The organism is Ectothiorhodospira marina (assembly GCF_900109495.1).
Taxonomy (GTDB): Bacteria; Pseudomonadota; Gammaproteobacteria; order Ectothiorhodospirales; family Ectothiorhodospiraceae; genus Ectothiorhodospira; species Ectothiorhodospira marina.
This window is the reverse complement of record NZ_FOAA01000004.1, coordinates 51,048-77,049: the sequence shown is the minus strand read 5'-3', so window position 1 is coordinate 77,049 and position 26,002 is coordinate 51,048. Positions and strand designations below refer to the sequence as shown.

Sequence of the window (26,002 nt, the reverse complement as noted above, 5' to 3'; positions counted from 1 at the left end):
AATGTCAGGGTCGGCTCCCTTCTCCCCTCTGGGGAGAAGGGCTGGGGATGAGGGGACGGCGGGCATCCAACCTATTCAGCCCTCCCGGACCGATAGCGGCGCCGATACCCCGGGTCATAAAGGGCACTCTCCCGAAAGTCCCGACTCCCCAGGGCCCGCCCCACCAGGATCAACCCGGTGCGCTCCACCGGCGAGGCCCGCATCATCTCCACCAGATCCCCCAGGGTGCCGCGCACCACCACCTGATCCGGCCAGGTGGCGCGGGCCACCACCGCTGCCGGGCAGTCCGCCCCGTAAAAGGGCTCAAGGCGCTCCACCACCTCCTCCAGACGATGAATCGCCAGATGGATCGCCAGCGTGGCCTGGGTGCGGGCAAAATTCTCCAGGGTCTCATCCGGCGGCATCTTCGAGGCCCGCCCCGACACCCGGGTGATCACCAGGCTCTGGCTGACCTCCGGCACGGTCAACTCCCGACCCAGCACGGCAGCCGCCGCACCAAAGGCCGGCACGCCGGGGGTCAGCGTATACGGGATACCCAAGCGCTCAAGACGCCGCATCTGCTCGGCCACGGCGCTATACACCGACAGATCACCGGAATGCAGCCGCGCCACATCCTCCCCCGCCTCGAAGGCGCGCACATACTCCGCCTCGATGGCATCCAGATCCAGCGGCGCGGTATCCACCAGCCGTGCCCCCGGCGGACAATGATCCAGCACCTCACGAGGGACAATGGAGCCCGCATACAGGCACACCGGACACTCGCCCAGCAGACGCGCCGCGCGCAAGGTGATCAGGTCGGCGGCACCGGGCCCGGCGCCGATGAAATGAACGGTCATGGGTTAATCCTGTGAAGATCCGAATGACAGTGAAAATGATCGGTGAGGCACCACACCATACAAGATCAGTGGCCTACCGAAACCGCTACGGCCGAATCCGGGCACCCCGAACGAAGCCACAAGGCCAAATCCACTCAGCGGGGCCGGGTTCCTGGAGGCGGGTGTTCACCGCAGGGATGCGGTGGTCAAGCCTACAGGGACGTATTCACGGCGTCCCGCCGCAAGGAATACGGCCCCGGTGAGGGGAACCACCACCAAAGCATACCCAGGGCACCCCAAACGAAGCCACACAGCCCAATCCCCTCAGCGGGGGCGGGTTCCTGGAGGCGGGTGTTCACCGCAGGGATGCGGTGGTCAAGCCTACAGGGACGTATTCACGGCGTCCCGCCGTAAGGAATACGGCCCCGGTGAGGGGAACCACCACCAAGGCAGATCCCAGGCACACCATTCGCGGGCGAGGCCCGCTCCCACAAAGATACCCAAATCAAGGTGACGAGGCATACTCTTCGCGGCCGGGGGCGGCCCCCACAACCGGCTTGTCCACCACCCATTGCACCACCGACATGGCCGGCCGGAAGGCATGTAGCCCACCCACCGTATCCAGACGCTCCACGGAGAGCCGGGTGAGACTGCCCCCCAGTCGCTGCCAGGCAGCCTGGATCACCTGCTCGGTCTCCAGCACCACCACATTGGCCACCAGCCGCCCGCCAGGGCGCAGTGCCTCCCAGCAGTAGTCAATGACCTCGGGATCCCGAGCACCGCCGCCCAGAAAGACCGCATCCGGTGTCGGCAAACCCTCCAGCACCCCAGGCGCCCGTCCTACCTTCACCTCCAGACGAGGCACCCCCAGCGATGCCGCATTGCGCGCAGCCCGAGCCGCACGATCCTCATGGCTCTCCAGCGCGATGGCCTGGGTGGAAGGGTGGGCCAGCAGCCATTCAATGGACACCGACCCCGAGCCGCAGCCCACATCCCAGAGCCGCTCACCCACCCGGGGTCGCAGGCTCGATAACGTCACGGCCCGCACCTCGCGCTTGGTGATCTGACCATCGTGCTCAAACCAGTCATCGGGCAAACCCGGTGACCGCGGCAACACCCGGGCCTCCGGCCCCGCCACCACCTGAATGGCCAAAAGGTTCAGCGGGTTGACGTCATCCAGATCGAAACCACAGGCCGCCGACGATCGCTGGCGTTCACGAGGACCGCCCAGGGCCTCCAGGACGGTCACGATGCTCTCCCCGAAACCCCAATCCACCAGTGCCCGGGCCACCTCAAAGGGCGTCGTCGCATCGGCACTGAACACGAACACCTGGCCACCCGGCTGCAATGCCGGACGCAGACTCTCCAGAGGCCGCCCCGTCAGGGAGATCACCGCACAGTCCTGCTGCGACCAACCCAGCCGGGACGCCGCCAGCGCCACACTGGAAGGATGCGGCAGACACAGCCATTCGCCGGGCTCCAGATGCGGACGCAAGGTACTGCCCACGCCAAAGAAAAAGGGATCTCCCGAGGCCAGTACCGCCACCGGACGCCCCCGATGGACCATGAGTTCAGGCAGCGTATCCGACAGGGGCGATACCCAGGGCAGCGCCCTGCCCTGAATCAACGAAGAAGCCAACTCCAGATGGCGCCGGCCACCCACCACAAGTTCGGCGGAACGCACCAGGGCCTGGGCAGCAGGGGTCAAACCGTCAATGCCCTCCTCTCCCAGGCCGATCAAATGCAGCCAGGGGCGGGACGGGGCGGGTTGTGAGAGAGGGGAATCCGTCATGGGCGATGCAGTGGGGGAAGGGATCCTTGCAAGTGTGCCACAAATTGGGATTCCCGCCGGCCCCTCCCACCCTCACCCCAACCCCTCTCCCGCCAGCGGGAGAGGGGCTCAAAACGTCCTTTATCCATAGGTTGAGGAGACATGCCTGACACTCCCTTCTCCCCCCCCCCCGCGGGGAGAAGGGGCGCGGACCCCGCTGATCATGGAACACCAAGGCCGTGTCCAGTAAGGTGATGACCACCATCGGCCGTCCCCTGAAACCTCCTCCGCCCATGCCCAAAGACACCCAACACCCCCTCAAACTCCTGATCCTCGGTGGTACCGGCGAGGCCATGGAACTGGCCAAAGGCCTGGAAGATGACGCCCGGTTCGACCCCGTGTACTCAGTAGCAGGCCGAACCCGCAAGCCGCGCCTGCCCAACCTGCGCTGCCGCACCGGCGGCTTTGGAGGCATTCAAGGCCTGGTGGACTGGATCCGCGCCGAAGGCACCCACATCATCATCGATGCCACCCACCCCTTCGCCGCGCAAATCTCCGCCAACGCAGCTGCCGCAGCGGATCAAGCCGGCTGCAAACTCCTGGCCCTGCGCCGCCCGGCATGGACTCCCGAGCCCGAGGATCACTGGCGCAGCGTGCCCCACATGGCCGCAGCCGCCCAGGCCCTGGGCGATACCCCAAGACGTGTGCTGCTCACCATCGGCCAACTGGAACTGGCCGCCTTCTGCCAGGCCCCCCAGCACCACTACATCACCCGCAGCGTCGAACTCCCCGAAACCCGCCCGCCCCAATGCCTGTGCCTGACCCAGCGTGGGCCATTCCAACTTGAAGATGAACTGGCCCTGCTAAGAGAACACCGCATCGACACCCTGGTCACCAAGAACTCTGGTGGCGACGCCACAAGGGCCAAACTGGAGGCGGCCCGTCAATGTGGCGTCCAGGTGGTCATGGTGGAACGCCCGCCCGTGGCCCAGGTTGCCCACAAAGTGCCCCACGCCCAAGCCGCCCTGGCATGGCTGCATCAGTTCACGAGCAACGGAGCGTTTGCTTAGGGGTAAACCGACGGACCGTCTGCGTCAAACACTCCGCGCGGGCCGTTCGCGAACGGCCCGTACAGGGTCATGTGGCCACGGCCACAGTATTGAAATACGTCCCCCGAACGAAGCCCCAACAGCCCAATCCCCTCAGCGGGGGCGGGTTCCTGGAGGCGGGTGTTCACCGCAGGGATGCGGTGGTCAAGCCTACAGGGAGGTATTCACGGCGTCCCGCCGCAAGGAACACGGCCCCGATGAGGGGAACCAGCACCGAAGTAAAGCCCAGGCACCCCGAACGAAGCCCCAACAGCCCAATCCCCTCAGCGGGGGCGGGTTCCCGGAGGCGGGTGTTCGCCGCAGGGATGCGGCGGTCAAGCCTACAGGGAGGTATTCACGGCGTCCCGCCGCAGGGAACACGGCCCCGATGAGGGGAACCACCACCAATGCAAAACCCAGGCAGAGGACCCAAGTCACCCCCCACCCACACGCCGCGGCGTATACACCCAGGGATCACGCCCGGCCCGCTCGATCACACGCGTCTCCGCATTGCCGACGATCACCAGCGTGCGCATATCTGCCTGCTCCGGGCGGGCATCGCCCAAGGTCGTGAACTCCACATGCTCCTCCGGTCGACTCACCGCACGGGCAAACATCACCGGTACCGACCCGGGCAAATGCACCCGCAACCGATCCAGGGCCTCACCCAACTGCCAGGGCCGGGCCTTCGAAATCGGATTGTAAAAGGCCATGGCAAACCCCACCTGGGCCGCCGCCTCCAGGCGATTCAGGATCACCCCCCACGGCTTCAAATTATCCGATAGCGAGATCACACAGAAATCATTCCCGAAGGGCGCCCCCAGACGCGCCGCCGCCGCCAGCACCGCCGAAACCCCTGGATACACCTGGACCTCCAGATCCCGCCACCGGGGCTCCCCATGATCCATCGCCTCGAACACCGCCGCCGCCATGCCGAACACCCCACCATCGCCGGAAGACACCACCGCCACCCGACGACCCTGCTCCGCCAGCTCCAGGGCCAGGCGGGCACGCATGATCTCCTCACGATTGTCCGAGCCATGGATACGCTGCCCCGTGTTCGCCGCCACCCGCTCCACATAAGGCACATAACCCACCAGATCCGTCGCCTGTTCCAGCGCCCGGGCGGCCCGAGGGCAGCGCAGATCCTCCGCGCCCGGCCCCAGACCGATGATATCCACACGACCGCTCATCGCACCCCCTGCCTGCCGGGAACCAGCACAATGGTGAAATAGGGCGCCGGCTCATCCTCGGCGCGCTCCGCCAGTCGCTGCACCTGCTCCCCCTCCATGGAACCCCGCTCCACCAGCAAGGCCCGCTCCAGCATCCCCGCCCGAACCAGAGCCGATCGAACCCGCGGCAGATTACGGCCCACCTTCATGAACACGGCGGCATCCGTATGGGCCAGACGCTCCACCAGAGTGTCTTCCGGGAGGGTGCCGGGTAACACCGTCAACACATCATCCCCATGAGTGATCGGCGTGTTGGCCTGCGTCCAGCAGGCACTCATACCCGTAATGCCCGGGACCACCTGCACCGGGAAACGCCCCACCAAACGGTCGTGCAGGTACATGTAAGAACCATAGAAAAACGGGTCCCCCTCGCAGATCACCGCCACATCCCGACCGGCCTCCAGATGCGCCGCCAATTGCGCCGCACAGGCCTCGTAAAACACCCCCATCTCCTGATGATAACGGGGGTCGGTCACCGATACTTCCAGGGTGAAAGGGTATTCCAGACGCAAACGGGTCTGCTCGTCCCTCAGATGCGGGGCGGCAATGGTCCAGGCATTGCCGGTGCGCCCGGCCTTGGAGAAGGCAGCCACCACAGGGGTGCCCTGAAGCAGGCGCACGGCCTTGAGGGTGATGAGTTCCGGGTCGCCGGGGCCCAGGCCGATGCCGTAAAGCGTGCCGCCAGACATCATTCCTGCTCACTGGCCAGGGCGTTGATGGCAGCCACGGCCATGGCGCTGCCCCCCAGACGACCGCGCACGATCACCGATTCGAGTCCCGGATAGGCCGCCAGGGCGTCCTTGGACTCCGCAGCGCCCACAAAACCCACTGCCATCCCGATCACCAGAGCCGGACGCGGCGCGCCTGCGTCCATCAGCTCCAGCAGATGAAACAGCGCGGTCGGCGCATTGCCAATGGCCACCACAGCCCCATCCAGGCGCTCCCCCCACAGATCCAGGGCAGCGGCGGAGCGCGTATTGCCGATCTGCCGCGCTCGCTCAGGCACCGTGGGATCATTCAGGGTACACACGATCGAATTGTCCGCCGGCAAACGCGCGCGGGTGATGCCGTGCGCCACCATCTGGCTATCGCACAAGATGGGCTTGCCCGCCAGCAACGCCTGGCGTCCGGCACGAGCGGCGTGGGTGGAGAACACCACCTCGTCTGCCACATCCACCATCCCACAGGCGTGGATCACGCGCACCACCACCCGCGCCTCCTCCGTGCTGAAACGCTCAAGGCGTGCCTCGGAACGGATGGTGGCAAAGGACTGAACGTAGATGGCCTGGCCATCCTTGATGTAGTCGTAGGTATGGGGCATGGATTCGAACGCGGATGGCGCCACAGTGGGCGGAAGCGGGTTGCCAAGCTTAGCGAGTCCAACCTTCAGGGGCAATCATCCCGCTCGAATCCCGCCGGTTATCCTGCCACTTGCACCCCGGGTCGCCTTGATGGAACGCAACTGCTACGGTGAGGCTAGACTCAAAAGCAATCCCCGCGGTGACTCCCCGGCCGAGACACAGACAGGTGCACGGATCATTGAAACCCCATCGGGCACTCATTCCAGCCTTGTTCGAGCACAGCGCCAACGGCATGCTGCTGATCGCCGATGACCTGATCGTGGATTGCAATCAGGCGGCTGTGCAGATGCTGGGCTATCACGAACGCACGGATCTATTGAATCTGAGTCCGGCCCTGTTTTCCCCACCCACCCAGCCGGACGGACGGGACTCCCTGGAAAAGGCCCGCGAAATGAACGCCACCGCCGTGGCCCGGGGATCCCACCGCTTCGAATGGGTACATCGGGCCCGTGGAGGTGAGAACACCTGGGTGGAAGTGCTGCTGACACGCATCCGGCACGAAGGAAAGGATCTGCTCCACGCGGTATGGAACCGCATCGATGATCGCAAGCGGGCCGAGGCGCATCTGCGCCGCCAGTTGCGGTTCGAGGAGATGGTGTCAGACATCTCCGCCCGATTCGTCAGTGCCGCGCAAGACGGAGTGGACGCTGCCATAGATGATGCCCTGGCCCGCATGGGCCGATTTTTCCGGGCCAGCCGTTCGTACGTGTTTCAGTTCAAGGAAGAAGGCACGCTCCTGAGTAACACGCACGAATGGTGCGCCGAAGGCGTGCCACCCCAGATTCAGCACCTGACCCACTTCCCGGCCTCGGAATCGCCCTGGTTCATTGCCCAACTGCGCCATGCCCGCTGTCTGCATCTGCCAGACGTCTCCGCTATCCCTGACGAGGCCGCCGGCGAACGTGAAATGCTTCAATCCCAGGACATCCGCTCCCTGCTCGCCCTGCCCCTGTTTAACGAGGAGACCCTGACCGGGTTCTGCGGGCTGGATATTGTGGATCGATCCTACACCTGGACCGACAACGAGATTGGCCTGCTCAAGACCATCGTGCAGATCTTCGCCGGGGCTTTTGCCCGCCGGGAGGCAGAACGCACCCTGCGTGAAGCCAAGGAGACCGCCGAGGCGGCCACACTGGCCAAGAGCCGTTTCCTGGCCAATATGAGCCACGAGATTCGTACCCCCATGAATGCCATCACCGGCATGGGACATCTGCTGGCCCAGACCGATCTTACCAATCAGCAAAGGGATTATCTGAGCAAGCTGCAGGCATCAGCCGATAGCCTGCTGAGACTGCTCAACGACATCCTTGACCTGTCCAAGGTGGAGGCAAACCATGTGGAGTTGGAACGCACCCGGTTCGATCTCTCCACGGTGCTGGAAAATGTGATCACGGGCTTTACGTCCCGAGCCGAAAGCCAGGGTCTGGATCTGGCCGTTGTGTTCCCACCGGACGTCCCCCGTCTGCTGATCGGCGACCCCCTGCGCCTGGGTCAGATCCTCTCCAATCTGGTGGCCAATGCCATCAAGTTCACACCTCGGGGATATGTGCGCCTCTGCGTGGATCTGCTGGATGAAGACAACGATATGGCCCATTTGCGCTTTGCAGTCCGTGACTCCGGGATCGGGATCCCGGCGGATCAGCAAGCGCGACTGTTCAAGCCTTTCTCCCAGGCCGATGCCTCGACCACCCGTCGCTTTGGCGGCACCGGCCTGGGGTTGTCCATCTCACAGCACCTGACCCGGCTCATGGGGGGACAGATTCAATTGCGCAGCGAGATGAACAAGGGCAGCGAATTCTGGTTTGAATTACAACTGCCCAAGGCCGCTTCCCGTGGGGTTCAACCCGTTCAGGCAACCTGCCCCCTGGGGTGCCTGGCGGGACGGGTGTTGCTGGTGGAGGACAACCCCCTTAATCAGGAGGTGGCACAGGGGCTTTTGACCCGCATGGGCCTGACCGTGAGCCTGGCGGACAATGGTGAACAGGCACTGCATCAATTATCGGAATCCATTTTCGATCTGGTGCTGATGGACGTGCAAATGCCGGTACTGGATGGATACGAGACCACCCGGTGGGTGCGTGGTCAAAAGGCCCTGGATAGCCTGCCCATCATCGCCATGACGGCTCACGCCATGGGCGAGGACCGGCAACGATGCCTGTCCAGCGGCATGAACGATTTCATTGCCAAACCCATCAATCCGGCAACGCTGCACCGGGTGCTGGCGCGCTGGCTACCCAAGGCCGCAGGTACACTCGCCGCCGAGGGCAGCCCCGAAACCGGGGATACCCTGGAGAAATCAGCCGCTGATCTGCTGCGAATGCTGGCCATGGAACTCCAGGCCTGCAGCCCCGACGCATCGGACCGGGTGGCGCAACTGCGGGAGATGACATCACTCAAGGGGTCACCCGTACTGGATCGGGTCGCCGACCTTGTGGAGGACTTTGAATTCGAGCAGGCCTCACAGGCCCTTGAGCCCCTGCTTACCGAGATACAAGGGGGCATGAATGGATGAAAGACCCAGGGTGCTGGTGGTGGATGACAACCGCATGAACCTGCAACTGCTGCACAACATCCTCAGCCAGCGTTATCAGGTCAGCGTGGCCATCAATGGCGAGCAGGCCCTGAAGCGCGCGGAAACCCTCCGACCCGGACTGATCCTGCTGGATATCAAGATGGAGGGCATGGATGGCTATGAAGTCTGCCGTCGCCTGGGCGAGCAGGAAACCACCCAGCATATCCCGGTGATCTTCGTCACCGCCAAGGATCAGCAGGAAGACGAACGCAAGGGCCTGGAACTGGGCGCGGTGGACTACATCACCAAGCCGTTTCATCCGGCCATTGTCGAGGTGCGTGTCCGCAACCATCTGGAACTCAAGCGTCAGCGGGACACGCTGGCGCGCCTGTCTCGCATTGACGGCCTCACCGGCATCGCCAACCGACGACAATTCGATGATGTGCTGATGGAAGAATGGAATCACGCCAGCCGCACCGGCGGCTGCATCGGACTGATCCTGCTGGATATCGATCATTTCAAGCCTTTCAATGACCACTATGGCCACGTGGCGGGCGATGATGCCCTCAAGGTGGTGGCTCGGGTATTGAGCGATACCCTGCCACGCACCACGGACCTGGTGGCCCGCTACGGCGGAGAGGAATTCGTCTGTGTTCTGCCCGGCACTGATCTTGCGGGTGTGCTGACCGTGGCCCGAAAGATTCAGGAGGCCGTTGTCGAGCGTGGTATCCCACATGCGGCCTCAAGCACGCATGCCAATCTTACGGTGAGCCTGGGCGTGGCCTCGGCGCAGCCGAAACCGGAAGAGAGGGATCCGGAAAAACTCATCAGCCTTGCCGATGAGGCCCTTTACAAGGCCAAGGCCTCGGGGCGCAATCAGGTGAGCGTCTAGGGGAATACGCAAAACGCCCGATCGCCATGCAGGCATCGGTTCGAGCACATCGCGGGAAAATGTCGGGTTCAGCCGACGTACCGGACGGGCGTCCGGAGAATCTGAAACAGGAGGGGGTTGCAATACCCGAGCATTTTAGTCAAACTCGGTATCAAGTCCTCAAAGAACAGTAGAGGAGCCTGATTCGCCGCCGATCCACTGGCCTCTGCAAAAGTCACAGTTGATCGTTGATGGGCGAATCAGTCACTCCTCTACCCGCACCGCCACTTCACTGAGGCAGCGGTTCAGACCTTAGTAGAAAGGTCTCCACAGGAACACCAGGAAGTGAGCAGCGGCAGCCAGCACCATGAACACGGTGAAGGTGGTCTTGAACTGCTCGTGGAATTCCTTGGCCTGTTCTTCGGTCAGACCGGAGATGCTGTTGTCATACATGATGGTAATCCTCTAAATAAGTCGATGGGTGAGTGAGCGTTCCAGGCGCTTACTCAACAGCCTCTTCGATAATGCTTTCCGAAGACGCATCAAAGGTCAGCGGATTGTAGTTATCGTTGCTGTAGATGAAAGCGTGAACGGCCAGGGCCACGACCAGGACAGCCATCAGGATGGGCATCAGCCAAGTGCCGGGGTTCACCACCAGCCACAGCTTCCAGTCGTCTCTGGGGTTGCTCGGCTTGCTCGGTCTGTATTCGCTCATTTCACTAGTCCTCTTGGTTTGATCCGGACCTCGTGTAAGGCCCGGGTAATTGCACTCGCCACAACTACAGAAAACTTTTTCTCGTCAACCCTGGCCCTGCTGTGTGACCGGGGGCTGCCGTTGGGGTGTAAGTCTACGAGGACAGGGGGGGATGTCAAGGCGGCGCTACACGAGCAAGCTCAACTCTCCTGCAAGATTTCCAAAAGCTTGAGCCAGGTCAACAGTACGGACCACCGATGCCCGTTTTCAGTCGGTGAATAATGCCCGCAAACGCCGAATGTCGGACTCACTCCATCCCTCCGGTTCGGTCAGCGTCCTCCAGGCGTCGATGTATTCGCTCGCCGAGAAGGCATGCCCGTATCCGGCAGGCGTTGAGCCGCCCGCCACCGCCATATCCGCCGCCAACTGCAACGCCGTGACGATGGGGTACCAGCGCAGATCCGGCGACACATCCGGTCCGCGGGGCTCACGCATCCATTCCGGTTCCTGGTAGAAGATCTCCGGGCTGAAGAAGGTGATGGGATCGCTGGCATGCTGCATATAGGCGATACGGAACGCGCCCCACGCCCCGTCATGCCGGTCCAGCCCCTGGCGCTGATTCATGAACCGCACCACTTCGCCGTCGCGGAAGGTGGGCAGCCAGGCTGGTGTACCGGGATCTCGCTCACGGGTGGTCTTGCCCCAGGTCTCACTGCGAAACGGCGGGCCACTCCACAGGGCACCATGGAAAGGATCCTGAATCACATCGTAGATATCGAAGGCGCGGTCCGAGTTGAGCGCTCCCAGGCTCAGGCCGTGGAGATACAACCGGGGTCGCTCGTCGGCCGGCAGGCCCGACCAGTGTCCATACACCTTCTCGAACAGGGCTCGAGCCATCTCGACCCCATACTCGCCCTCCACCATCAGTGACAGTGCGCTGGGCAAATAGGAGTACTGCGCCGTGACCGTGGCGATATCCCCCCGGTGCAGATACTCGACTGGACTCAGCGCGGCAGGGTCCACCCATCCTGTGCCCGTGGGCGTCAGCAGCAGCAGGACGGAGCGCTCGAAGGCGTTGACCCGCTTGAGTTCCTTCAAGGCCAGGCTGGCCCGCTCCTCGGCTGTCTCGGCGGCATTCAGCCCCACGTAGAGGCGAATGGGTTCCCGTGTGGGCTCACCCAGGAAGTCACTCAATTCTTCCTCGGTGGGTCCGGACGAAACGAAATTGCGACCCTGACGCCCCAGATCGCGCCAGTCCACGTGGGATTCCCTGCTTCCGGCCTTGAGGGGATCCGTTGGCCGGGTCTGTTCCTCCTCGACAAGGGCGTCCACCTGCTGATACGAATTGTCGGCAGTGCGCAGGGCCAGGGAGAAGATCACGCCGTCGATCACCGACCAGAACAGGGCGGCGGCGACCAGGACACCCAGGACATTGGAGACATGCTGAGGGATATAGCGCCCCAGCCAATGCGATAGAAAGCGAAAGGTGTGCTTGAACAACCTGGCCAGCGTCAACAGGATCACGAACACCACCAGGGTCATCAGGCCCACGCTCACCGGCTGCACACCTCCGGCCTCTTCCATGTCCATGAGGGCCCGCAGGGCGTTTTGCCACTCCCCTGCCTGCCAGAGAAAAGTCACCGCCACCACTGCACAGATCACGGTAGCCAGGATCTTGATCACCCTGTCCACTCGCGGCCCGGCCACCGGCAGTCCCACGTAGGACCACAGCCAGCGACCGATGAAACCCACGGCGTAACCGGCGGTGAAGGACAATCCTGAGATCAGCCCCTGAACCAGAAAAGGACGGGGTACCAGACTGGGGGTGAGCGAGAAGGCAAAGAACAGCGTCCCCACCAACAGACCGACAACAGAAAACTGGCGCCACCACAGGGCCAGTCGATTGGTATACGCAGCCATATAAAGCCAAACCCAAAAAAAATCGTGCGTCGAGGAGTCTACAGGATCGTGGGAAGCTGCCGGGTCAGTGCCTGATGATCGCGAGTGGCCTCCTGACCGGTGAGGGCAAAACCCAACAACCTGCCCTGATCGCCATGGAACAGGGCCTTGACCCCTTCCCCGACCTCGTCCACCGACCACTGTCCCCTGGCGTTTGGAGAGACCGGCGAGACCATCACCGGGTGGCTCGGGGTCTTCACCCGCACCGGCATCGCCGGATAGGACACCGCAGTGGGCTCACCCGCCAGGGTACGACCCAGGGCGGGCGCCGCCCGCAGGATGGGCATCACGTAGGGCAGTACCTGCCCCTCCACCTCGGCACAATCGCCCAGGGCATGGATCCCGTCCACTGACGTCGTCAGGTAACGATCCACCACGATACCCCGGTTCACTTCCAGGCCCGCCGCTGCGGCCAGAGCCGTGCGCGGGCGCAACCCGATGGCGGAGAGAACAACACCAGCCCGCACCTGGTCGCCATTCTTCAGGTGTAGACAATAGCCATCACCCTCGCGATCGATCCGGGTGACCACCGTTTCCAGGTGAAAATGAATGCCAGAAGATTCCAGTCCCCGTTGTAACGCACGACCCGCGGCTTCCGGTACCAATCGGCCCAGGGGATAGGCATCCGGACCGATCACCTCCACAGAACGCCCGCTGCCGGCCATATCATCGGCAAACTCACAGCCGATCAACCCCGGACCGATCAACGCAACCCGGTCAACGCCTTCGAGCGCCTCCCGGAAACGGGCGTAATCTGCCAGGGAATTCACGGTCATGACGTCGCTGGCCCCATCGCCTTCATAGGTGAACTCGATCGGAGTGGCCCCAATGGCCAATACCAGACGATCAAAAGCCAGGGATTCCCCCGATGCAAGGCACACCTGGCGGGCCCCGGTGTCCAGGGACGCGACCGTGGCCCGGGTGCGGATCCGCGCATCCAGTTCCCGCCCCATGGCCTCCGCCGACTGCTGCACCAAGGCGTCGGCGGTCTTGTCCTGGCTCAGGGCATTGGAGAGCATCGGCTTGGTGTAGTAAGCACCATCATCCAGCGTGACAAGGGTCAGCGGCGTGGATGCATCATGCTTGCGAAGTTCCCGTGCCACGGTGTAACCGGCCAGACCGGTACCCAGGATGAGAATGCCTGCCATGGTGATCCCTTGCGTGGGTGGGTGGAGACCCATGATAGCCCCTTCCCCCTGTCTCGAGCACGTGGGTCGAGGACTTGCCGCTCGTTCCGGGCGGAGTGCATGCCACACCGACGAATCCTGCTAGACTTCCGACCTGGATTTCATCCCCGAGTGATCAACCCCATCCTGGCAGGAAGGCATCATGCCCAAGAAAGACATCGATCTGTTTTCCCGACTGTATGCTGGCGCCCTGGATCTGAAAAATCGCATCGTCATGGCCCCCATGACCCGCTCACGGGCGGAAGATGACGGTATGCCAACGGAATTGATGGCGGAGTACTACGCCCAGCGCGCCGGAGCGGGCCTGATCATCAGTGAGGGCACCTGGCCTTGCCCCATGGGCAAGGGCTATATCCGCACGCCCGGTATCTACACCGAAGAACAGGTGGACGCCTGGGGCAAGGTCACCGAGGCAGTCCACGCAGCCGGCGGCTCCATCGTGATGCAGTTGATGCATGCCGGACGCATCTCCGATCCCTCGTTCCTGCCCGATAGCGCCACACCGGTATCCGCCTCGGCGGTGCGCCCCGAGGGCCAGTCCTACACCGCAGAAGGTCTCAAGCCGCACGTCACGCCCCGGGCGCTGGAAGTGGACGAGATCGAGGAAATCGTCGAGGACTATCGCATTGCCACCGCCATGGCCTTTCAGGCGGGATTTGATGGGGTGGAGTTGCATGCAGCCTCCGGTTATTTACCGGAACAATTCCTGTGTTCGAGCACCAATCAGCGCACCGACGATTATGGTGGCAGCGTCGAGAACCGGGCTCGCTTCATCCTGGAGTTGCTGGACGCCATGACCTCCGTGCGCAGCGGCGATTACATCGGCATCAAGATCGCACCGGAGATGGGTTTCAATGATCTTCATGATGACAACCCCCAGGAGACCTATGGCTATCTGGTGGATCAACTGGGAGATTTCCGGCTGGCCTACCTGCATGTGGCCCTGTTCGGCACCGAGGTGGACTACCACAGCCTGCTCAAACCGCGGTTCCGCGGCGATGCCTACCTGGTCGGCGGCGGCCTCACCCGGGAGAGTGGCGAGGCCTTGATCCAGTCGGGGTGTGCGGATGCCGCCGTCTATGGCACACCCTTCATTGCCAACCCCGATCTGCCCGAGCGGTTCCGGCGCAACGCACCGCTGGCTGAAGCGGACAAGGACACATTCTATGCGCCCGGCCCCAAGGGTTACGTGGACTATCCGAAGAGGGATGAGTAAACCAGGACAATGGGCGTGACGCCCCCGCCCGGGGGCGTTAACATCCGCTGATGTCCTCCGCTCACCGCGACCTTCCCTCACCGCCCGACTATCAGGGCGGCAGTCTCGCCAACCTGATGAGTTCCCTCATCATCGGGCTGGGTGGAACGCCCTCATCCTTACCCCCGCTCCGCCTCCTCCCCCCCCATGAGGTGTCAGCCCACCGGCACGTGGTCCTGGTGGTGGTGGATGGCCTGGGCGATGAGTTCCTCAAGAGCCAGCCGGCGCCCTTTCTGAATGCGCATCGCCGGGGGGCCATTCATTCCGTGTTTCCCACCACCACCGCCACCGGCGTGACCACGGTGCTGACCGGCGACGCGCCAGCCCAGCACGGTTTGAGCGGCTGGTATGTGCATTTCCGGGAACTGGGTGCCGTACTGGCAGTGCTGCCGGGCATTCCCCGTCATGGGGGCGTCGGCTATGACCGGGTGACCCTCGACCTCAAGGGAATCCTCAACCACCAGGCCATCTTCGATCGCATCCCCGGGACCAGCGCCATGGCAGCACCGGAAAAGATCGCCCGAACGCCCTACAACAGGCTCCATCTGGGCAAGGCCGGCCTGCTGCCCTTCAAGCGCCTTGAAGACATGGTGGAGCGGGTGAACAAGGCGATCCGCGGCCGCACCGGGGCCCGTTATGTCTATGCCTACTGGTCGGAACTGGACTCCCTGGGCCACGAGTACGGCCCGGACTCATCCCGGACACGGGATCACCTGGCGCGGGTGGACCAGGCCCTGTCCACACTGGCCGAACGCCTGGTGGGCACCGATACCCTGCTGGTGGTCACCGCTGACCATGGCATGGTGGACGTCTGCCAGCGCCTGGACCTGAGCGTCCACCCCCAGATCAGCCGTTGTCTGGCCCTGCCCCTGTGCGGCGAGCCTCGGGTGGCGTGGGCCTATGTGCGCCAGGGTTATCACGACATCTTCCAGCAACGCGTCGAGGCGGAGTTGGGCCATGCCTGCACCCTGCTGCCCAGCCGCCAGTTGCTGGAACAAGGCTGGTTCGGCCCGGGGGAACCCCACCCGGAACTGGAGGCCCGCATTGGCGACTATGCGCTGCTGATGCATCCTGGCTGGATCATCCACGACCGCATCCCGGGGCAGGACCCTCATGACATGGTGGGCGTGCACGGCGGGCTTGATCCCCGGGAAATCCATATTCCCCTGGCCCGAACGGTGTGTTGACCCGAACAGCGTGTTGAAACGAGCGTGTTATCATAAGGCGCTCACCCATATGGAACAGGACACCGCCATGAAAAACGCCCACACCCTGTTCGACAGCGCCGCCAGCCAGACAGTGGAACTGGCCAACACCCTCACCGACAAGGACCCCCAGGCCGACCTGTGGGAGATTGCCGACGGCATGCTGGCCGGCGCGGTGCATTACTGGCTGTATACCCGCCAGCCCTGCGGTGACCCCCGCTGCGAGGAATGCGCGGCCATCAGTACCGCCGAGGAGCGCCTGGCCCAGTTGCTCAAGGATCTGGAACAGTACGCCCGGGAAAGCGACTACTTCCACTCCCCCACCGATCTCAATGTGGGTCGCGCCTGAACCGTCAGCCAGGCAGACAGACCACCAGCGCCGCCCCACCCAGCGCCGAATCCTCCACCAATAGGTCACCCCCATAGGCCGTGACAATCTCGCTGACCACCGCGAGACCGATGCCCTGCCCGGGCACCCCTTCATCCAGCCGCCCCCCCCGCGCCAGGATGGCCTGCACCCGATCGGCGGGGATGCCCGGGCCATCATCCTCCACACGGATCTCGAGCATTCGCCCCCGGTGGCCGGCCACGGCCCTCACCTGGTGGCGAGAGAACTTCCAGGCATTGTCCAGGAGGTTGCCCAACACCTCCATGAGATCCCCCTCATTACCCCGAAAGTGACTGCCGGGCTGCACCTGCATGGAATACTCCACCTCCTTGTCCCGATAGACCTTGTTCAAGGTGTCCGCCAGACGCCGCATGACCGGGGCCACATCCAGCGGCGCCGCCAGGGCGCTGCGCCCTGAAGTGGCAGCCCGCTGCAGTTGATAGGCAACAATGCGATCCATCCGCTCCAGTTGTTCCAGCGCCTGCCGGCTGTCGGTATCGGACCGCTGCTCCAGGCTGCCACGCAATACCGCCAGCGGCGTCTTGAGGCTGTGGGCCAGGTCAGCCAGACCATCCCGGTAACGGGCCAACTGGGCACGTTCCTGCTGAATAAGCGTGTTGAGGTTATCGGTGAGGGGCTTGAGTTCCACCGGATAGCGGCCGGTGATCTGGCCCTGATCGCCCTGCTCCATGGCCCGTAGCTCGCGGGCCACCCGGCGCAACGGGATCAACCCCAGATACAGGGCCAGAGACTGGGCCGCCAGCAGCAGCACTGCCAGGATCGCCATCCACCCCCACAGACTGCGGCGGTATTCACTCAACTGGGCCTCAAGACCGGTGCGGTCCTCCACCAGCGTGAAGGTGAGCGGCACCAGGCCCCCCGCGGTCTCCCAGTCCACGGTCATGCGGGCCGTGAACGGGCGCGAATCCCGGCTCTCCACCGGTAACCCCAGGGCCGAGGGCGAGCGCCACAGGATATGCCCCCGGGCATCGGTGATGCGGGCATGAAGACCGGATTCCGGCAGGGTAAGGCGCGCCTCCGGGAGGCGCTCGGGGACACTGATATCGCCATTGGCGTTCACCTCCACCGCCCCCATGAGCAGGAAGAGCTGTGCCTGCAGGCGCTCCTCCACCGCATGGGTGGCGCTGTCACGGAAGGCGCGCTCCAGGGCCAGGGCGGTAAGCCCGGCAAAAACCGCCACAACGAGGGCAGCAATCAGGCCCACGCGCAGTGTGAGGGAATTCATGCGCGGTCGACAGGCGAAAGGGTCAGGCGATAACCCCGACCCCGCAGGGTCTCGATGGGGGTATGGCGGCCATCCGGATCCAGCTTGCGTCGCAGGCGACCAATGAGCACCTCCAGCACATTGCTGTCCCGGTCCTCATCATGGGGATAGAGATAATCGGTGAGGGCCTGCTTGGACAGCACCTGCCCGGAGTGTCGAGCCAGATGCTCCAGTAGACGGTATTCAAAGGTGGTGAGGATCACGGCATCGCCCTCCATGGAGACCTGCTGGGCATGGGTATCCAGCACCAGCGGCCCCAGGGTGAGACAGCCGTCGGTGCTTCCCACAGCCCGGCGGGCCAGGGCCTTGAGACGGGCCACCAGTTCCTCCATGTGGAAGGGCTTCACCAGGTAATCATCGGCGCCCGCCTCGAGCCCCTGTACCTTTTCCTGCCACTGACCGCGGGCGGTAAGGATGAGAATGGGCAGCCGTCTCCCCTGAGCCCGGGCGCGGCGGATGACCTCCAGACCTGGCAACTCCGGCAGTCCCAGGTCCACCACGGCCACATCGGCCGGATATTCCATTAACTGGTAGAGACCGTCCCGGCCGTCGCTGCTGGTGTCCACCATCCAGCCCTCACCCTCAAGACGCTGGCGAAGCTGTGCCAGCAAGGAGGGTTCATCCTCGATGACCACCACACGCATGGCCTACTGCCATTCTCCCGTCGCCACATCCACCAGGATGTGCCGCACCCGCTGCTCCTCGATCAGCACCCGGATGCGATGCACCCGCCGCCCCTCATGCTCCTGGGTCTCGGCGGACAGCACCCGCCCCCCCGTCTGCTCCTGGACCTGGGCCACCGCCTCGTCCAAGCTGATGGTATCGTTCTGCGCCACCATCAGGGTATCGCTGTCGTTGCAGCCCGCACCGGCAGAGGCCGTGCTAGCCTGCACCCCCCCCCAGGCCACCAGGCACACACAGAGCATGCCGAAAACCGGAGTGACCTTGCCAGGCAGCGAATGGGGGATGCGGTGGATCATGACCCTGAGTTTACCAGTACCCGGACGAAAGGGGCATCAACCGGTCTCGGCCGGGTCAGTGATGATGTGGGTAGTGCAGTAACGATGGCATGGCGAAGTTCTCCCATGACGAAAGGTCTGTGGCACCATATTCCTCAAGCTTGATCGGCCACCGGTCCACGGGTTTCCATGGCCCTTTATAAGCCCGCCGTGCTGAACACCGGCTGAACCCGGTGACCCTCAACACCCCAATCAGGACCCTTCCCATGGATTCCACTGCCTGGATCATCATCACCCTCATCGTGCTGTTCGTATTGGGACAGTTCGCCTTCCTGTACCGCTCCAAGGGCATGCAGGGACGTATTGCACCCGACATGAGCGACCTGCTCAGCGAAGCCCAAAAGGCGCAACCCCGGCTGATATTCTATTTCCACAGCCCCCGCTGTGGCATGTGCAGGCAGGTCGCGCCGATTCTGAAGCCCTTGATGGAAGAGCACTTCAATATCATCGAGGTCGATGTGAGCAAGCGCCCCGATGTGGCCCGACGCTTCAAGGTGATGGGCACCCCCACCCTGATGCGGGTTCAGGAGGGCCGGATCGAAAAGGTGCTGATGGGGGCCAAGGACGAGAAAACCATTCGAGACTTTGTGGAGGCCCAGTGAGCCAACCCATGCAACCCGAAACCCCGCAAACCCGCACCCCGCAGGAAATCCGCAAACTGCTGGAACCCGAGAAGGGTCCCATCACCTGGCCGGAGCTACAGCCGCATTTTGCCCGCGGCGTGGTGCTGCATGTCGCCAAGGAACTGCCCCTGCTGGATGCCGCCGTTCACCTGGTACAGGATGACAAGCATCGTGTGGAGGACCTGCTCACCCGGGGGCTGCTGGCGCGCGCTGAGGTGGACCACGCCAAGGACTGGGAAGCACGCAAACCTCGCTTCGAAGCAGTGGTGGTCGCTCCCTGGGTGTTGGTGCGGGAGATGTGACGCGCACCGTGGGGGCCGCAGCCGAGGTCCCCCATGCGACAGCCTACGTGATCCGTTATCATCCTCGGTTAACACGTCATCAGGGGGAAACACCCATGTTGCAGATCAGCCCGAACCTGGTGTGCTGGTTCATCAGTCATGCCAGGGAGTTTCACGCCCAGGAAGACGTGATGCTGCCCGAGGAACCGGATCATCAGACCGATGCCTGGATCGATGAGGCCCTGGAAGAACACGCCGACAACGCTGTGTATCTGGACCTCAAGAACGCGGTGGAGGAATTGGAGCCCGAGCTTCAGGCCAATATGGTGGCCCTCATGTGGCTGGGTCGTGGCGACTATAGTGACGATGAGTGGGATCTGGCCCTGGAAGAGGCCAAGTCCAACTGGACCCCACGCACTGCTGACTACCTGCTGGCCACGCCCATGGGTGCCGACTACCTGGCCGAGGGCCTGGCCATGCTGGGCCACACCTGCGAAGACGACTGATCCGGAAGCCCGATGGACGTTCTCTATTCCCTGCGACTTCAGGCCCGTTACAGCCGCTGGGCCCACGCCCAACTGCTGGGACACTGCGACACCCTGCAGGATGATGTGCGCAAGACCGAGTGGTTTGGCACCCAGGGATCGATACACGGTATCTTCAATCAGATGCTGCTTCAGGATCGTATCTGGCTGGGGCGCATGCTGGGCAAACCCTACGTTTACCGTTCCTCGGATCAGGTGCTGTACACCGAGTACGGCCTGTTGCGTGCCGAGCGCATGCGTACGGACAGCGAGATCATGAATTTCGTCCAGAGCCTGGCCTACCCCAACCTGGACAAGCAGATCACCTTCACCCTGGATCACACATCCCGGGAGTGCACGCTGGTGCTGGGGGAATGTCTACTCAACCTGCTGCATCGCCAATCCACCCAGCGGGGACAGATTGTGGCCCTACTGGAACAGTCGGACGTGGACCTGGTGCTCCTGGACATGATGGCCATGCCCGGCATCGCCGATTGATCCCCTCCCCCCGAGACCCGATCCCATGAAACAGCCCACCGCCCTGAAATCCATCACCTACCATGGTCTGGCAGCCGGCCCCCGCCTCATCGTCCTGGGTGCCGTGCACGGCAACGAGACCTGTGGCACCCAGGCCATCCATCGGATCATGCAGGAACTGGATGCCGGGGAGCGGGAACTGGCCCGGGGCACCCTCACCTGTGTGCCCATCACCAACCCCCTGGCCTGGCAACTGGAACAGCGCAACGGCGAACGCAATCTGAACCGCAATTTTCGTCTTACCGACACTCCCGAGGACTTCGAGGACCGCATTGCCAATCGCCTGGGGCCCTTGCTCCAGACCCATGATGTGCTGCTGGACCTGCACTCATTCCATACCGGTGGCGAGCCCTTCGTGATGCTGGGCCCGCGCAACAACGACTCCGAGCTGGAACGATTCCGGCAGGCTGAGGCAGAACAGGCCCTGGCCTGCTGCCTGGGAGCACGCCGCATGGTGGAAGGCTGGCTGGATACCTACGCCCAGGGTGTGGCCAGGCGCCTGCGCAATCCCAACGCCAGCCTGAGGGCCCAGATGCTCAGCACCGACCCCAGCTATGGCATCGGCACCACCGAGTTCATGCGAGCCCACGGGGGTTATGCCGTCACCCTGGAATGCGGACAGCACGATGACCCCAACGCACCGGAGGTGGCCTACCAGGCCATCATCAACACCCTGGCTCACCTGCAGCTGCTGGACCTGCCCGCCCCCACGCCCCGTCAGGATGTGGAAGTACTGCGGCTGGTGGAAGTCATTGACCGGGATCACCCGGAAGACCGCTTCACAAGGGCCTGGGGAAGTTTTGATCCCATCCGTGCCGGCGAGGCAATCGGTCACCGGCACACAGGTGAGGCGATCCTTGCTCCCAGTGATGGTTTCATCGTCTTCCCCAACCCCAATGCCCTGCCGGGCAATGAGTGGTTCTACCGGGCACAGATCAGTGACCGGTTCTGATTGAGGGGGTCATTCCGTTCCCCTCGCCGAACGCCCGTTTTTTCTGTTTTTCTGCCGCAGCCGGTCCAGTACCTTAAGCTGCGCCACAGCGCGCAGGAATTCCGCCTGGGCAGCATCCCGGTCGGTGAACAGTACGCTCTCGCGCATGATCTCCTCGGCGTCGCGCTTGGCCTCCAGCGCGGCCTGCTCGTCGATCTCATCGCTACGCAGGGCCGTGTCGGCCAGCACAATCACCCGGTGCGGCTGAATCTCCAGCATCCCACCGGAGATGTACAGCAGGTCTTCCTCGGCGTGCCCTGAGGGCAGATACCGCACCACGCCGGGAACGATGTGCGTGAGCAGTGCCGAGTGCCCCGGGAAAATCCCCAGTTCCCCATTGGTGCCCGTCAGGGAGACCTTGTGTACAGGGCCGCTAAACAATGCAGACTCGGCACTGACGATCTCCAGATCCATGGTGGCCGTCAATGGAAGCGAATGCTCTCTAACAGTCACACGTGCCTCCTGCCCTTGCCCTTGTTGCCCACATCGGCACCGCGCATCGGCTGCACCGGCACCTGGATGCCTGCGTCCACCATGGCCTTGAGAATCAAATCCGTCACCTTGTCCCAGTCATGAAGCTTATCGGTATTGATCACCAGATCAAACTGATGAAAATCGTTGATGCGCCGCTGCACCATATTCCAGAGGAATTGTTCCCGCTGATGGTTGATGGTCTCCACCTTTTCCCGGGCCTCAGCTTCGGGCAGGTCCTCGGCCAGGGCCACGCGCACGGCGCAATGTCGGGGAGAGCCGGCAATGCGCACCCGGAAGGCTCCGCGATCCCGCAGGAAGATATGTGCGCCCCGACCGACGATGACGCCGCCCTTGGGGCTGATGGCCAGCAGGACATCCACCAGGGCCCGCCGGTAGTTGGTGAGAAAATAGGCATCTCCGGAGAGCACGGAATACACCCAGGTGCTCTTCCAGGCGGACACCTTCTCGTCCAGTTCCCGCAGTAGATTGCGGTCCTGCTCGGCATGCTTGGCCACACGGTCCAGTAATTCCTCATCAAGGAAATCCACCCGTAACCGCTCGGCCAAAAGACGCGCCACCTGCTCGCCCCCCGCACCATAATCCCGAGAGACAGCCACCAGGGGCGGTGCGTTTGCATCGCGATCCCGACGGGGATTGATGTCCCGCGACTGGGTACGAATGTAACGCTGTATCAGTTCGTTGACGTCGCGCATGTACCACCTTCGGCCTTGTCCAGGGTTTCATGGTACAACGTTCGCATGCTGACAACGAATACCCCCCAGCCCCAGCCGGCTGCAAAAGGATCCGATACCCCTATGCAAGATGAGGTTCCCTACTTCCGTCCCGTTCATCAAATCTGCCAGCGACAGGTGGTGACCTGCCAGCCGGGCGAAAACCTCGTTGATGTGGTAAAAACAATGAGGGATAAGAATATATCCAGCGTGGTGGTCTGCGATGAGGGGGGCGCCCCCATCGGCATCGTCACCGACCGGGATCTGCGTAACAAGGTGGTTCCCTCGGACAGGGCACCCGGGTCGTTTCTGGTTCAGGACGTGATGAACAGCCCGCTGACCACCATTGGCGAACAGGATGTGCTATACGAGGCGCTCTACCGCATGTCCAGCCAGGGTATCCACCGGCTGGTGGTGGTGGACTCGGAGGGGGCCCTCAACGGCATCATCACCGACACGGATATTCTGCGCATGCAAAGCCATTCCCCACATCAACTGGTCAGGGACATCGAACGGGCGCGCAGTATCGAAGACCTCAGCGTCCTGCACACCCGCATCCAGGATCTGGTGGTACATCTGAGCGGTACCACCACGCCGGTGCGCGACATGGTCAAGCTGATCGCCAATCTCAATGACCAGATCCTGTTGCGTCTGGTGAACCTGGTGAGGAAGGAGCAATTCCCCCAGCTTTCCGGAGGTTTCGCCTTCGTGGTCATGGGCAGCGAGGGGCGTTGCGAACAGACCCTGTCCACCGATCAGGACAATGCCATCCTCTATTCCGATGATCTGGACGAGGAGCAGGTCCGTGAGATCGAGGCCTTCTCCCAGACCCTCATTGATCAGCTCATCAGCATCGGCGTGCCCCCGTGCCCCGGTGGCATCATGGCCAAGAACCCGGCCTGGCGGCACAGCCATTCCGAATGGCTCAAGGAACTGGACCGCTGGCTGCTCACGCCAAGTCCGCAGAACATCCCCAATGCCAGCATGTTTACCGATATCCGCACCCTGCACGGGGATTCATCCCTGGAGAAACAACTCAAGCAGCATATCTACAAGCGACTGGCCGAGAGCAAATTGTTCCTCATGCGCATGGCCGAGAACATGCTGCGCTTTCAGCCCCCACTGGGTTGGCGCGGCAAGATCAAAACCGGCGCCCAGGGCGCCGGGCGGGGGCAGGTGGATCTCAAAAAAGGGGGAATCTTCGCCCTTACCGACGGCATCAAGGCCCTCGCCCTGGAGGCCGGTGCGCTGGATGGTGGTACCCACCAACGGCTCCAGATGCTGGTACGCAAAGGGGTGCTGGCCAAGGATCAGGCCGGCGACCTTGAGGAGAGCTTCGACTTTCTGGTGCTCATGCGCCTGCGCGGTCAGGTGCGGGACATCGAGAAGGGGCGCACGCCTGGCAATACCGTGATGCTCGACGAACTCAGTCAGATGGAACAAGGCAAATTGCGCATCGCCTTCGAGGATGTGACCAAGTTTCAGCGTTTCATCAGCAGCCACTTCAACCTGGGACTGCTGCGCTAACCCCTTCAGGAACCTGTCACAAGGGATCGACCATGCCGTGCGCCAGCCATCCGCCGCCACCGGGACCACCGGTGGCCACCTACTCGATTGTCGCGCGGGATCCAGAGTCGGGGCGGATGGGCGTGGCGGTACAGTCACACCATTTTGCAGTGGGCAGCGTGGCCCCCTTTGCCCGAGCCGGCGTGGGAGCGGGGACCATCCAATCATTCGCACGCCTGATCTATGGCAGCGAGGGCCTGCGCCTGATGCGAGACGGTTCCAGCGCGGGGGATGCCCTGCGCCGCCTGCTGGCCCGGGATCACCACATGGATTACCGGCAGGCCGCCATGGTGGATACCGCGGGCAACGCCGCCGCCCACACGGGCCAGTTGTGCATTGACCAGGCGGGTCACCGTCTTGGCGATGGATATGTCTGCCTGGGCAATATGCTGCTCAGGGAAGACACCTGGGAGGCCATGGGAAACACCTTCGAGGCGGCATGCGGAGAATTGCACCACCGGATGCTGGCCGCCCTGGAGGCCGCACAGAATCATGGCGGCGATCTACGTGGCCGGCGTTCAGCAGCGATGATCGTGGTCAATGCCAAGGCCAGCGGCGATCCGGCTCAGGATACCTTGCTTGACCTGCGAGTGGAGGACCATGGCAGCCCCGTCAAGGAGTTGCGACGGCTGATCACTCTCTGGGAGGCCTACGATCACAATACCCAGGGGGGACATCATCTTCGGCATGGCGAATACGATCAGGCCATCGAGTCCTTCAAGCGTGCCGAGGACCTGGCCCCAGAAGAGGGGGAACTGGTGTTCTGGCGCGGGGTGGCCATGGTCAATGCAGGTTATCTGGAGGAGGCCCGACCCCTGTTCCGGTCCCTGTTCAAGGCCTCGGATCACTGGGCGTTGCTACTGATACGGGTGGCACGTAACCGCTTTCTGCCTCACGAACCGGAGATGTTGCGAACACTGATCCCCGCAGAGTTCCGGGAAGAGCCGGAGGTGGCCGAAGCGCTTGAGCCCAACGACTAGGCCATTCCCACCATGAGCTTTGGCCTGGGGCTCGAAGGCCCTCGCGGCCGAGGGCACGAACACCCCTATCCCAATGGGAAAAGGGCGCGTGCCTCCCGGTCTGACCAGACTACGACCGCTTTACTTCTTCTTTTCAGAGATTTCCTTCAGCTCCTTCAGGCTCTCACGGAAACGTTCATCCAGCTTCTCCATGGAAGACTCCTGAGCGGCGCGCATGCTCTCACTGATCTCTCGCATGCTGGCGCTCATGCGCTCGTACATGGCGCCGATCAGTTCCACCTGATGACCGGGCAGATCGCCAGCCTCGGCCTTGGATAGCTTCTCGGTGTTCTTGCTGACCTCCTCCATGGCCTCCTTGACCAGTTCCGACTGACGCTTCATCAGCGCCTCGGTGCTCTCGAACAGGGTTCGATTGGCGGCCACCATGGCCTCCACATTCTTGCGCTGGGCCTCCATCAGCGCCTTGGTGTCCATCTGCGGCATCTGATACTGCTTCAGCATCTGGTTCATCTGTTCCATGTAACGGTTCGGATCGAACAGTTTCATCATATCCGACATATCGAAGGGGTTTTTCTGTTCTGCCATGTGTCCTGACTCCTTATCGGGGATGGATGAGGCGCTGCAAGCGCCTTGGTGAACTTATCCCTTGAGGG

General features: G+C 62.9%; 28 protein-coding genes. 13 read left to right on the top strand and 15 right to left on the bottom strand.

From position 1 onward, the window contains the following. Positions 1-71 precede the first annotated feature (71 nt). Together cobM and cbiE are read right to left on the bottom strand one after the other, a co-directional pair. The gene (gene cobM / locus BMY52_RS05200; protein ID WP_090251784.1) at positions 72-836 is read right to left on the bottom strand and encodes a precorrin-4 C(11)-methyltransferase; all 765 of its coding nucleotides are present in this window, start codon (positions 834-836) and stop codon (positions 72-74) included. A gap of 484 nt (positions 837-1,320) precedes the next feature. Further along, entirely contained in the window at positions 1,321-2,607 is a 1,287-nt protein-coding gene (gene cbiE, locus BMY52_RS05195) for a precorrin-6y C5,15-methyltransferase (decarboxylating) subunit CbiE (protein ID WP_090251780.1), read from the bottom strand. Between the two features lie 272 nt (positions 2,608-2,879). Here cbiE and BMY52_RS05190 point away from each other — a divergent pair, with 272 nt between their 5' ends. Continuing rightward, a complete protein-coding gene (locus BMY52_RS05190; RefSeq protein ID WP_090252057.1) occupies positions 2,880-3,656 on the top strand; it encodes a cobalt-precorrin-6A reductase in 777 nt (258 codons plus the stop codon). Positions 3,657-4,108: 452 nt separating this feature from the next. Here the strand turns inward: BMY52_RS05190 and cobJ are convergent, their stop codons facing one another. Genes cobJ through BMY52_RS05175 form a run of 3 tightly spaced genes read right to left on the bottom strand, consistent with a single transcriptional unit; the run spans position 4,109 to position 6,227 of the window. Beyond that, positions 4,109-4,867: a precorrin-3B C(17)-methyltransferase gene (gene cobJ / locus BMY52_RS05185; RefSeq protein ID WP_090251778.1), complete on the bottom strand. Its 759-nt coding sequence runs from the start codon at positions 4,865-4,867 to the stop codon at positions 4,109-4,111. After that, complete coding sequence (locus BMY52_RS05180) at positions 4,864-5,595, bottom strand: precorrin-2 C(20)-methyltransferase (RefSeq protein ID WP_090251775.1); 732 nt, start codon at positions 5,593-5,595, stop codon at positions 4,864-4,866. Before BMY52_RS05180 ends, cobJ begins: the two co-directional genes overlap by 4 nt. Then, positions 5,595-6,227 carry a precorrin-8X methylmutase gene (locus tag BMY52_RS05175; protein ID WP_090251772.1) on the bottom strand — a complete coding sequence of 211 codons (633 nt, stop codon included), beginning with the start codon at positions 6,225-6,227 and terminating at the stop codon, positions 5,595-5,597. Before BMY52_RS05175 ends, BMY52_RS05180 begins: the two co-directional genes overlap by 1 nt. A gap of 218 nt (positions 6,228-6,445) precedes the next feature. Here BMY52_RS05175 and BMY52_RS05170 point away from each other — a divergent pair, with 218 nt between their 5' ends. Together BMY52_RS05170 and BMY52_RS05165 are read left to right on the top strand one after the other, a co-directional pair. Next, the gene (locus tag BMY52_RS05170; RefSeq protein WP_143050427.1) at positions 6,446-8,779 is read left to right on the top strand and encodes an ATP-binding protein; all 2,334 of its coding nucleotides are present in this window, start codon (positions 6,446-6,448) and stop codon (positions 8,777-8,779) included. Then, the gene (locus BMY52_RS05165) at positions 8,772-9,671 is read left to right on the top strand and encodes a diguanylate cyclase (protein WP_090251767.1); all 900 of its coding nucleotides are present in this window, start codon (positions 8,772-8,774) and stop codon (positions 9,669-9,671) included. The genes BMY52_RS05170 and BMY52_RS05165 overlap by 8 nt, the downstream gene beginning before the upstream one ends. 291 nt (positions 9,672-9,962) lie before the next feature. On the opposite strand, the gene pufB is transcribed toward BMY52_RS05165, so the two are convergent. The 4 genes from pufB to BMY52_RS05145 all read right to left on the bottom strand — a co-directional run bounded on the left by pufB (position 9,963) and on the right by BMY52_RS05145 (position 13,451). Next, entirely contained in the window at positions 9,963-10,103 is a 141-nt protein-coding gene (gene pufB, locus BMY52_RS05160; RefSeq protein WP_025280200.1) for a light-harvesting antenna LH1, beta subunit, read from the bottom strand. Positions 10,104-10,152: 49 nt separating this feature from the next. Then, positions 10,153-10,365 (bottom strand): light-harvesting antenna LH1, alpha subunit, encoded by a 213-nt coding sequence (pufA, locus tag BMY52_RS05155; protein ID WP_090251764.1) that lies wholly within the window; start codon positions 10,363-10,365, stop codon positions 10,153-10,155. A gap of 246 nt (positions 10,366-10,611) precedes the next feature. After that, positions 10,612-12,264 (bottom strand): alpha/beta hydrolase, encoded by a 1,653-nt coding sequence (locus BMY52_RS05150; protein WP_090251762.1) that lies wholly within the window; start codon positions 12,262-12,264, stop codon positions 10,612-10,614. Between the two features lie 38 nt (positions 12,265-12,302). Further along, the gene (locus BMY52_RS05145) at positions 12,303-13,451 is read right to left on the bottom strand and encodes an FAD-dependent oxidoreductase (protein WP_090252055.1); all 1,149 of its coding nucleotides are present in this window, start codon (positions 13,449-13,451) and stop codon (positions 12,303-12,305) included. Positions 13,452-13,632: 181 nt separating this feature from the next. On the opposite strand from BMY52_RS05145, the gene BMY52_RS05140 reads away from it, so the two are divergent. The 3 genes from BMY52_RS05140 (at position 13,633) to BMY52_RS05130 (ending at position 16,299) form a co-directional block, all read left to right on the top strand. Next, positions 13,633-14,706, top strand: a complete 1,074-nt coding sequence (locus tag BMY52_RS05140; RefSeq protein WP_090251760.1) for an alkene reductase — start codon at positions 13,633-13,635, stop codon at positions 14,704-14,706. Positions 14,707-14,915: 209 nt separating this feature from the next. Next, on the top strand, positions 14,916-15,932 hold the full coding sequence (locus BMY52_RS05135; protein ID WP_245740604.1) for an alkaline phosphatase family protein: 1,017 nt from the start codon (positions 14,916-14,918) through the stop codon (positions 15,930-15,932). 67 nt (positions 15,933-15,999) lie between these two features. Further along, a complete protein-coding gene (locus BMY52_RS05130) occupies positions 16,000-16,299 on the top strand; it encodes a hypothetical protein (RefSeq protein ID WP_090252052.1) in 300 nt (99 codons plus the stop codon). A 4-nt stretch (positions 16,300-16,303) separates the two neighbouring features. Here the strand turns inward: BMY52_RS05130 and BMY52_RS05125 are convergent, their stop codons facing one another. The 3 genes from BMY52_RS05125 to BMY52_RS15130 are packed head-to-tail and all read right to left on the bottom strand — an operon-like array spanning position 16,304 to position 18,603. Next, positions 16,304-17,584, bottom strand: a complete 1,281-nt coding sequence (locus BMY52_RS05125; RefSeq protein WP_090251754.1) for an ATP-binding protein — start codon at positions 17,582-17,584, stop codon at positions 16,304-16,306. Then, on the bottom strand, positions 17,581-18,267 hold the full coding sequence (locus BMY52_RS05120; protein ID WP_090251752.1) for a response regulator transcription factor: 687 nt from the start codon (positions 18,265-18,267) through the stop codon (positions 17,581-17,583). The genes BMY52_RS05125 and BMY52_RS05120 overlap by 4 nt, the downstream gene beginning before the upstream one ends. A 3-nt stretch (positions 18,268-18,270) precedes the next feature. Continuing rightward, complete coding sequence (locus BMY52_RS15130) at positions 18,271-18,603, bottom strand: PepSY domain-containing protein (protein WP_090251748.1); 333 nt, start codon at positions 18,601-18,603, stop codon at positions 18,271-18,273. 245 nt (positions 18,604-18,848) lie between these two features. Between BMY52_RS15130 and BMY52_RS05110 the strand changes: the two genes are divergently transcribed. The 5 genes from BMY52_RS05110 (at position 18,849) to BMY52_RS05090 (ending at position 21,559) form a co-directional block, all read left to right on the top strand. Beyond that, positions 18,849-19,244, top strand: coding sequence for a thioredoxin family protein (locus BMY52_RS05110; RefSeq protein WP_090251746.1), 396 nt, complete (start codon positions 18,849-18,851; stop codon positions 19,242-19,244). A gap of 8 nt (positions 19,245-19,252) precedes the next feature. Further along, complete coding sequence (locus BMY52_RS05105) at positions 19,253-19,567, top strand: DUF2288 domain-containing protein (protein ID WP_090251743.1); 315 nt, start codon at positions 19,253-19,255, stop codon at positions 19,565-19,567. Between the two features lie 95 nt (positions 19,568-19,662). Continuing rightward, positions 19,663-20,052 (top strand): DUF3775 domain-containing protein, encoded by a 390-nt coding sequence (locus BMY52_RS05100; RefSeq protein WP_090251741.1) that lies wholly within the window; start codon positions 19,663-19,665, stop codon positions 20,050-20,052. A 12-nt stretch (positions 20,053-20,064) separates the two neighbouring features. After that, the gene (locus BMY52_RS05095; protein ID WP_090251738.1) at positions 20,065-20,568 is read left to right on the top strand and encodes a DinB family protein; all 504 of its coding nucleotides are present in this window, start codon (positions 20,065-20,067) and stop codon (positions 20,566-20,568) included. A 25-nt stretch (positions 20,569-20,593) separates the two neighbouring features. Further along, a complete protein-coding gene (locus BMY52_RS05090) occupies positions 20,594-21,559 on the top strand; it encodes a M14 family metallopeptidase (protein ID WP_090251736.1) in 966 nt (321 codons plus the stop codon). Positions 21,560-21,568: 9 nt separating this feature from the next. Here BMY52_RS05090 and BMY52_RS05085 read toward each other — a convergent pair whose 3' ends face one another. Together BMY52_RS05085 and BMY52_RS05080 are read right to left on the bottom strand one after the other, a co-directional pair. Continuing rightward, positions 21,569-22,051 carry a F0F1 ATP synthase subunit epsilon gene (locus BMY52_RS05085; RefSeq protein WP_245740603.1) on the bottom strand — a complete coding sequence of 161 codons (483 nt, stop codon included), beginning with the start codon at positions 22,049-22,051 and terminating at the stop codon, positions 21,569-21,571. Next, entirely contained in the window at positions 22,048-22,785 is a 738-nt protein-coding gene (locus BMY52_RS05080) for a cytidylate kinase-like family protein (RefSeq protein ID WP_090251733.1), read from the bottom strand. The genes BMY52_RS05085 and BMY52_RS05080 overlap by 4 nt, the downstream gene beginning before the upstream one ends. A gap of 45 nt (positions 22,786-22,830) precedes the next feature. Between BMY52_RS05080 and BMY52_RS05075 the strand changes: the two genes are divergently transcribed. Both BMY52_RS05075 and BMY52_RS05070 read left to right on the top strand, forming a co-directional pair. Next, positions 22,831-24,330 (top strand): putative nucleotidyltransferase substrate binding domain-containing protein, encoded by a 1,500-nt coding sequence (locus BMY52_RS05075; RefSeq protein ID WP_342707677.1) that lies wholly within the window; start codon positions 22,831-22,833, stop codon positions 24,328-24,330. Between the two features lie 32 nt (positions 24,331-24,362). After that, positions 24,363-25,349, top strand: a complete 987-nt coding sequence (locus BMY52_RS05070) for a DUF1028 domain-containing protein (protein WP_090251728.1) — start codon at positions 24,363-24,365, stop codon at positions 25,347-25,349. 120 nt (positions 25,350-25,469) lie between these two features. Here BMY52_RS05070 and BMY52_RS05065 read toward each other — a convergent pair whose 3' ends face one another. Next, complete coding sequence (locus tag BMY52_RS05065) at positions 25,470-25,934, bottom strand: phasin family protein (RefSeq protein WP_090251726.1); 465 nt, start codon at positions 25,932-25,934, stop codon at positions 25,470-25,472. Positions 25,935-26,002: the final 68 nt, after the last annotated feature.

What these genes read in the sequence shown, in the direction of transcription:
- cobM (WP_090251784.1), bottom strand. Translation starts at nt 836, where the DNA reads ATGACCGTTCATTTCATCGGCGCCGGGCCCGGTGCCGCCGACCTGATC.
- cbiE (WP_090251780.1), bottom strand. Translation starts at nt 2,607, where the DNA reads ATGACGGATTCCCCTCTCTCACAACCCGCCCCGTCCCGCCCCTGGCTG.
- BMY52_RS05190 (WP_090252057.1), top strand. Translation starts at nt 2,880, where the DNA reads ATGCCCAAAGACACCCAACACCCCCTCAAACTCCTGATCCTCGGTGGT.
- cobJ (WP_090251778.1), bottom strand. Translation starts at nt 4,867, where the DNA reads ATGAGCGGTCGTGTGGATATCATCGGTCTGGGGCCGGGCGCGGAGGAT.
- BMY52_RS05180 (WP_090251775.1), bottom strand. Translation starts at nt 5,595, where the DNA reads ATGTCTGGCGGCACGCTTTACGGCATCGGCCTGGGCCCCGGCGACCCG.
- BMY52_RS05175 (WP_090251772.1), bottom strand. Translation starts at nt 6,227, where the DNA reads ATGCCCCATACCTACGACTACATCAAGGATGGCCAGGCCATCTACGTT.
- BMY52_RS05165 (WP_090251767.1), top strand. Translation starts at nt 8,772, where the DNA reads ATGGATGAAAGACCCAGGGTGCTGGTGGTGGATGACAACCGCATGAAC.
- pufB (WP_025280200.1), bottom strand. Translation starts at nt 10,103, where the DNA reads ATGTATGACAACAGCATCTCCGGTCTGACCGAAGAACAGGCCAAGGAA.
- pufA (WP_090251764.1), bottom strand. Translation starts at nt 10,365, where the DNA reads ATGAGCGAATACAGACCGAGCAAGCCGAGCAACCCCAGAGACGACTGG.
- BMY52_RS05150 (WP_090251762.1), bottom strand. Translation starts at nt 12,264, where the DNA reads ATGGCTGCGTATACCAATCGACTGGCCCTGTGGTGGCGCCAGTTTTCT.
- BMY52_RS05145 (WP_090252055.1), bottom strand. Translation starts at nt 13,451, where the DNA reads ATGGCAGGCATTCTCATCCTGGGTACCGGTCTGGCCGGTTACACCGTG.
- BMY52_RS05140 (WP_090251760.1), top strand. Translation starts at nt 13,633, where the DNA reads ATGCCCAAGAAAGACATCGATCTGTTTTCCCGACTGTATGCTGGCGCC.
- BMY52_RS05130 (WP_090252052.1), top strand. Translation starts at nt 16,000, where the DNA reads ATGAAAAACGCCCACACCCTGTTCGACAGCGCCGCCAGCCAGACAGTG.
- BMY52_RS05125 (WP_090251754.1), bottom strand. Translation starts at nt 17,584, where the DNA reads ATGAATTCCCTCACACTGCGCGTGGGCCTGATTGCTGCCCTCGTTGTG.
- BMY52_RS05120 (WP_090251752.1), bottom strand. Translation starts at nt 18,267, where the DNA reads ATGCGTGTGGTGGTCATCGAGGATGAACCCTCCTTGCTGGCACAGCTT.
- BMY52_RS15130 (WP_090251748.1), bottom strand. Translation starts at nt 18,603, where the DNA reads ATGATCCACCGCATCCCCCATTCGCTGCCTGGCAAGGTCACTCCGGTT.
- BMY52_RS05110 (WP_090251746.1), top strand. Translation starts at nt 18,849, where the DNA reads ATGGATTCCACTGCCTGGATCATCATCACCCTCATCGTGCTGTTCGTA.
- BMY52_RS05105 (WP_090251743.1), top strand. Translation starts at nt 19,253, where the DNA reads ATGCAACCCGAAACCCCGCAAACCCGCACCCCGCAGGAAATCCGCAAA.
- BMY52_RS05100 (WP_090251741.1), top strand. Translation starts at nt 19,663, where the DNA reads ATGTTGCAGATCAGCCCGAACCTGGTGTGCTGGTTCATCAGTCATGCC.
- BMY52_RS05095 (WP_090251738.1), top strand. Translation starts at nt 20,065, where the DNA reads ATGGACGTTCTCTATTCCCTGCGACTTCAGGCCCGTTACAGCCGCTGG.
- BMY52_RS05090 (WP_090251736.1), top strand. Translation starts at nt 20,594, where the DNA reads ATGAAACAGCCCACCGCCCTGAAATCCATCACCTACCATGGTCTGGCA.
- BMY52_RS05080 (WP_090251733.1), bottom strand. Translation starts at nt 22,785, where the DNA reads ATGCGCGACGTCAACGAACTGATACAGCGTTACATTCGTACCCAGTCG.
- BMY52_RS05075 (WP_342707677.1), top strand. Translation starts at nt 22,831, where the DNA reads ATGCTGACAACGAATACCCCCCAGCCCCAGCCGGCTGCAAAAGGATCC.
- BMY52_RS05070 (WP_090251728.1), top strand. Translation starts at nt 24,363, where the DNA reads ATGCCGTGCGCCAGCCATCCGCCGCCACCGGGACCACCGGTGGCCACC.
- BMY52_RS05065 (WP_090251726.1), bottom strand. Translation starts at nt 25,934, where the DNA reads ATGGCAGAACAGAAAAACCCCTTCGATATGTCGGATATGATGAAACTG.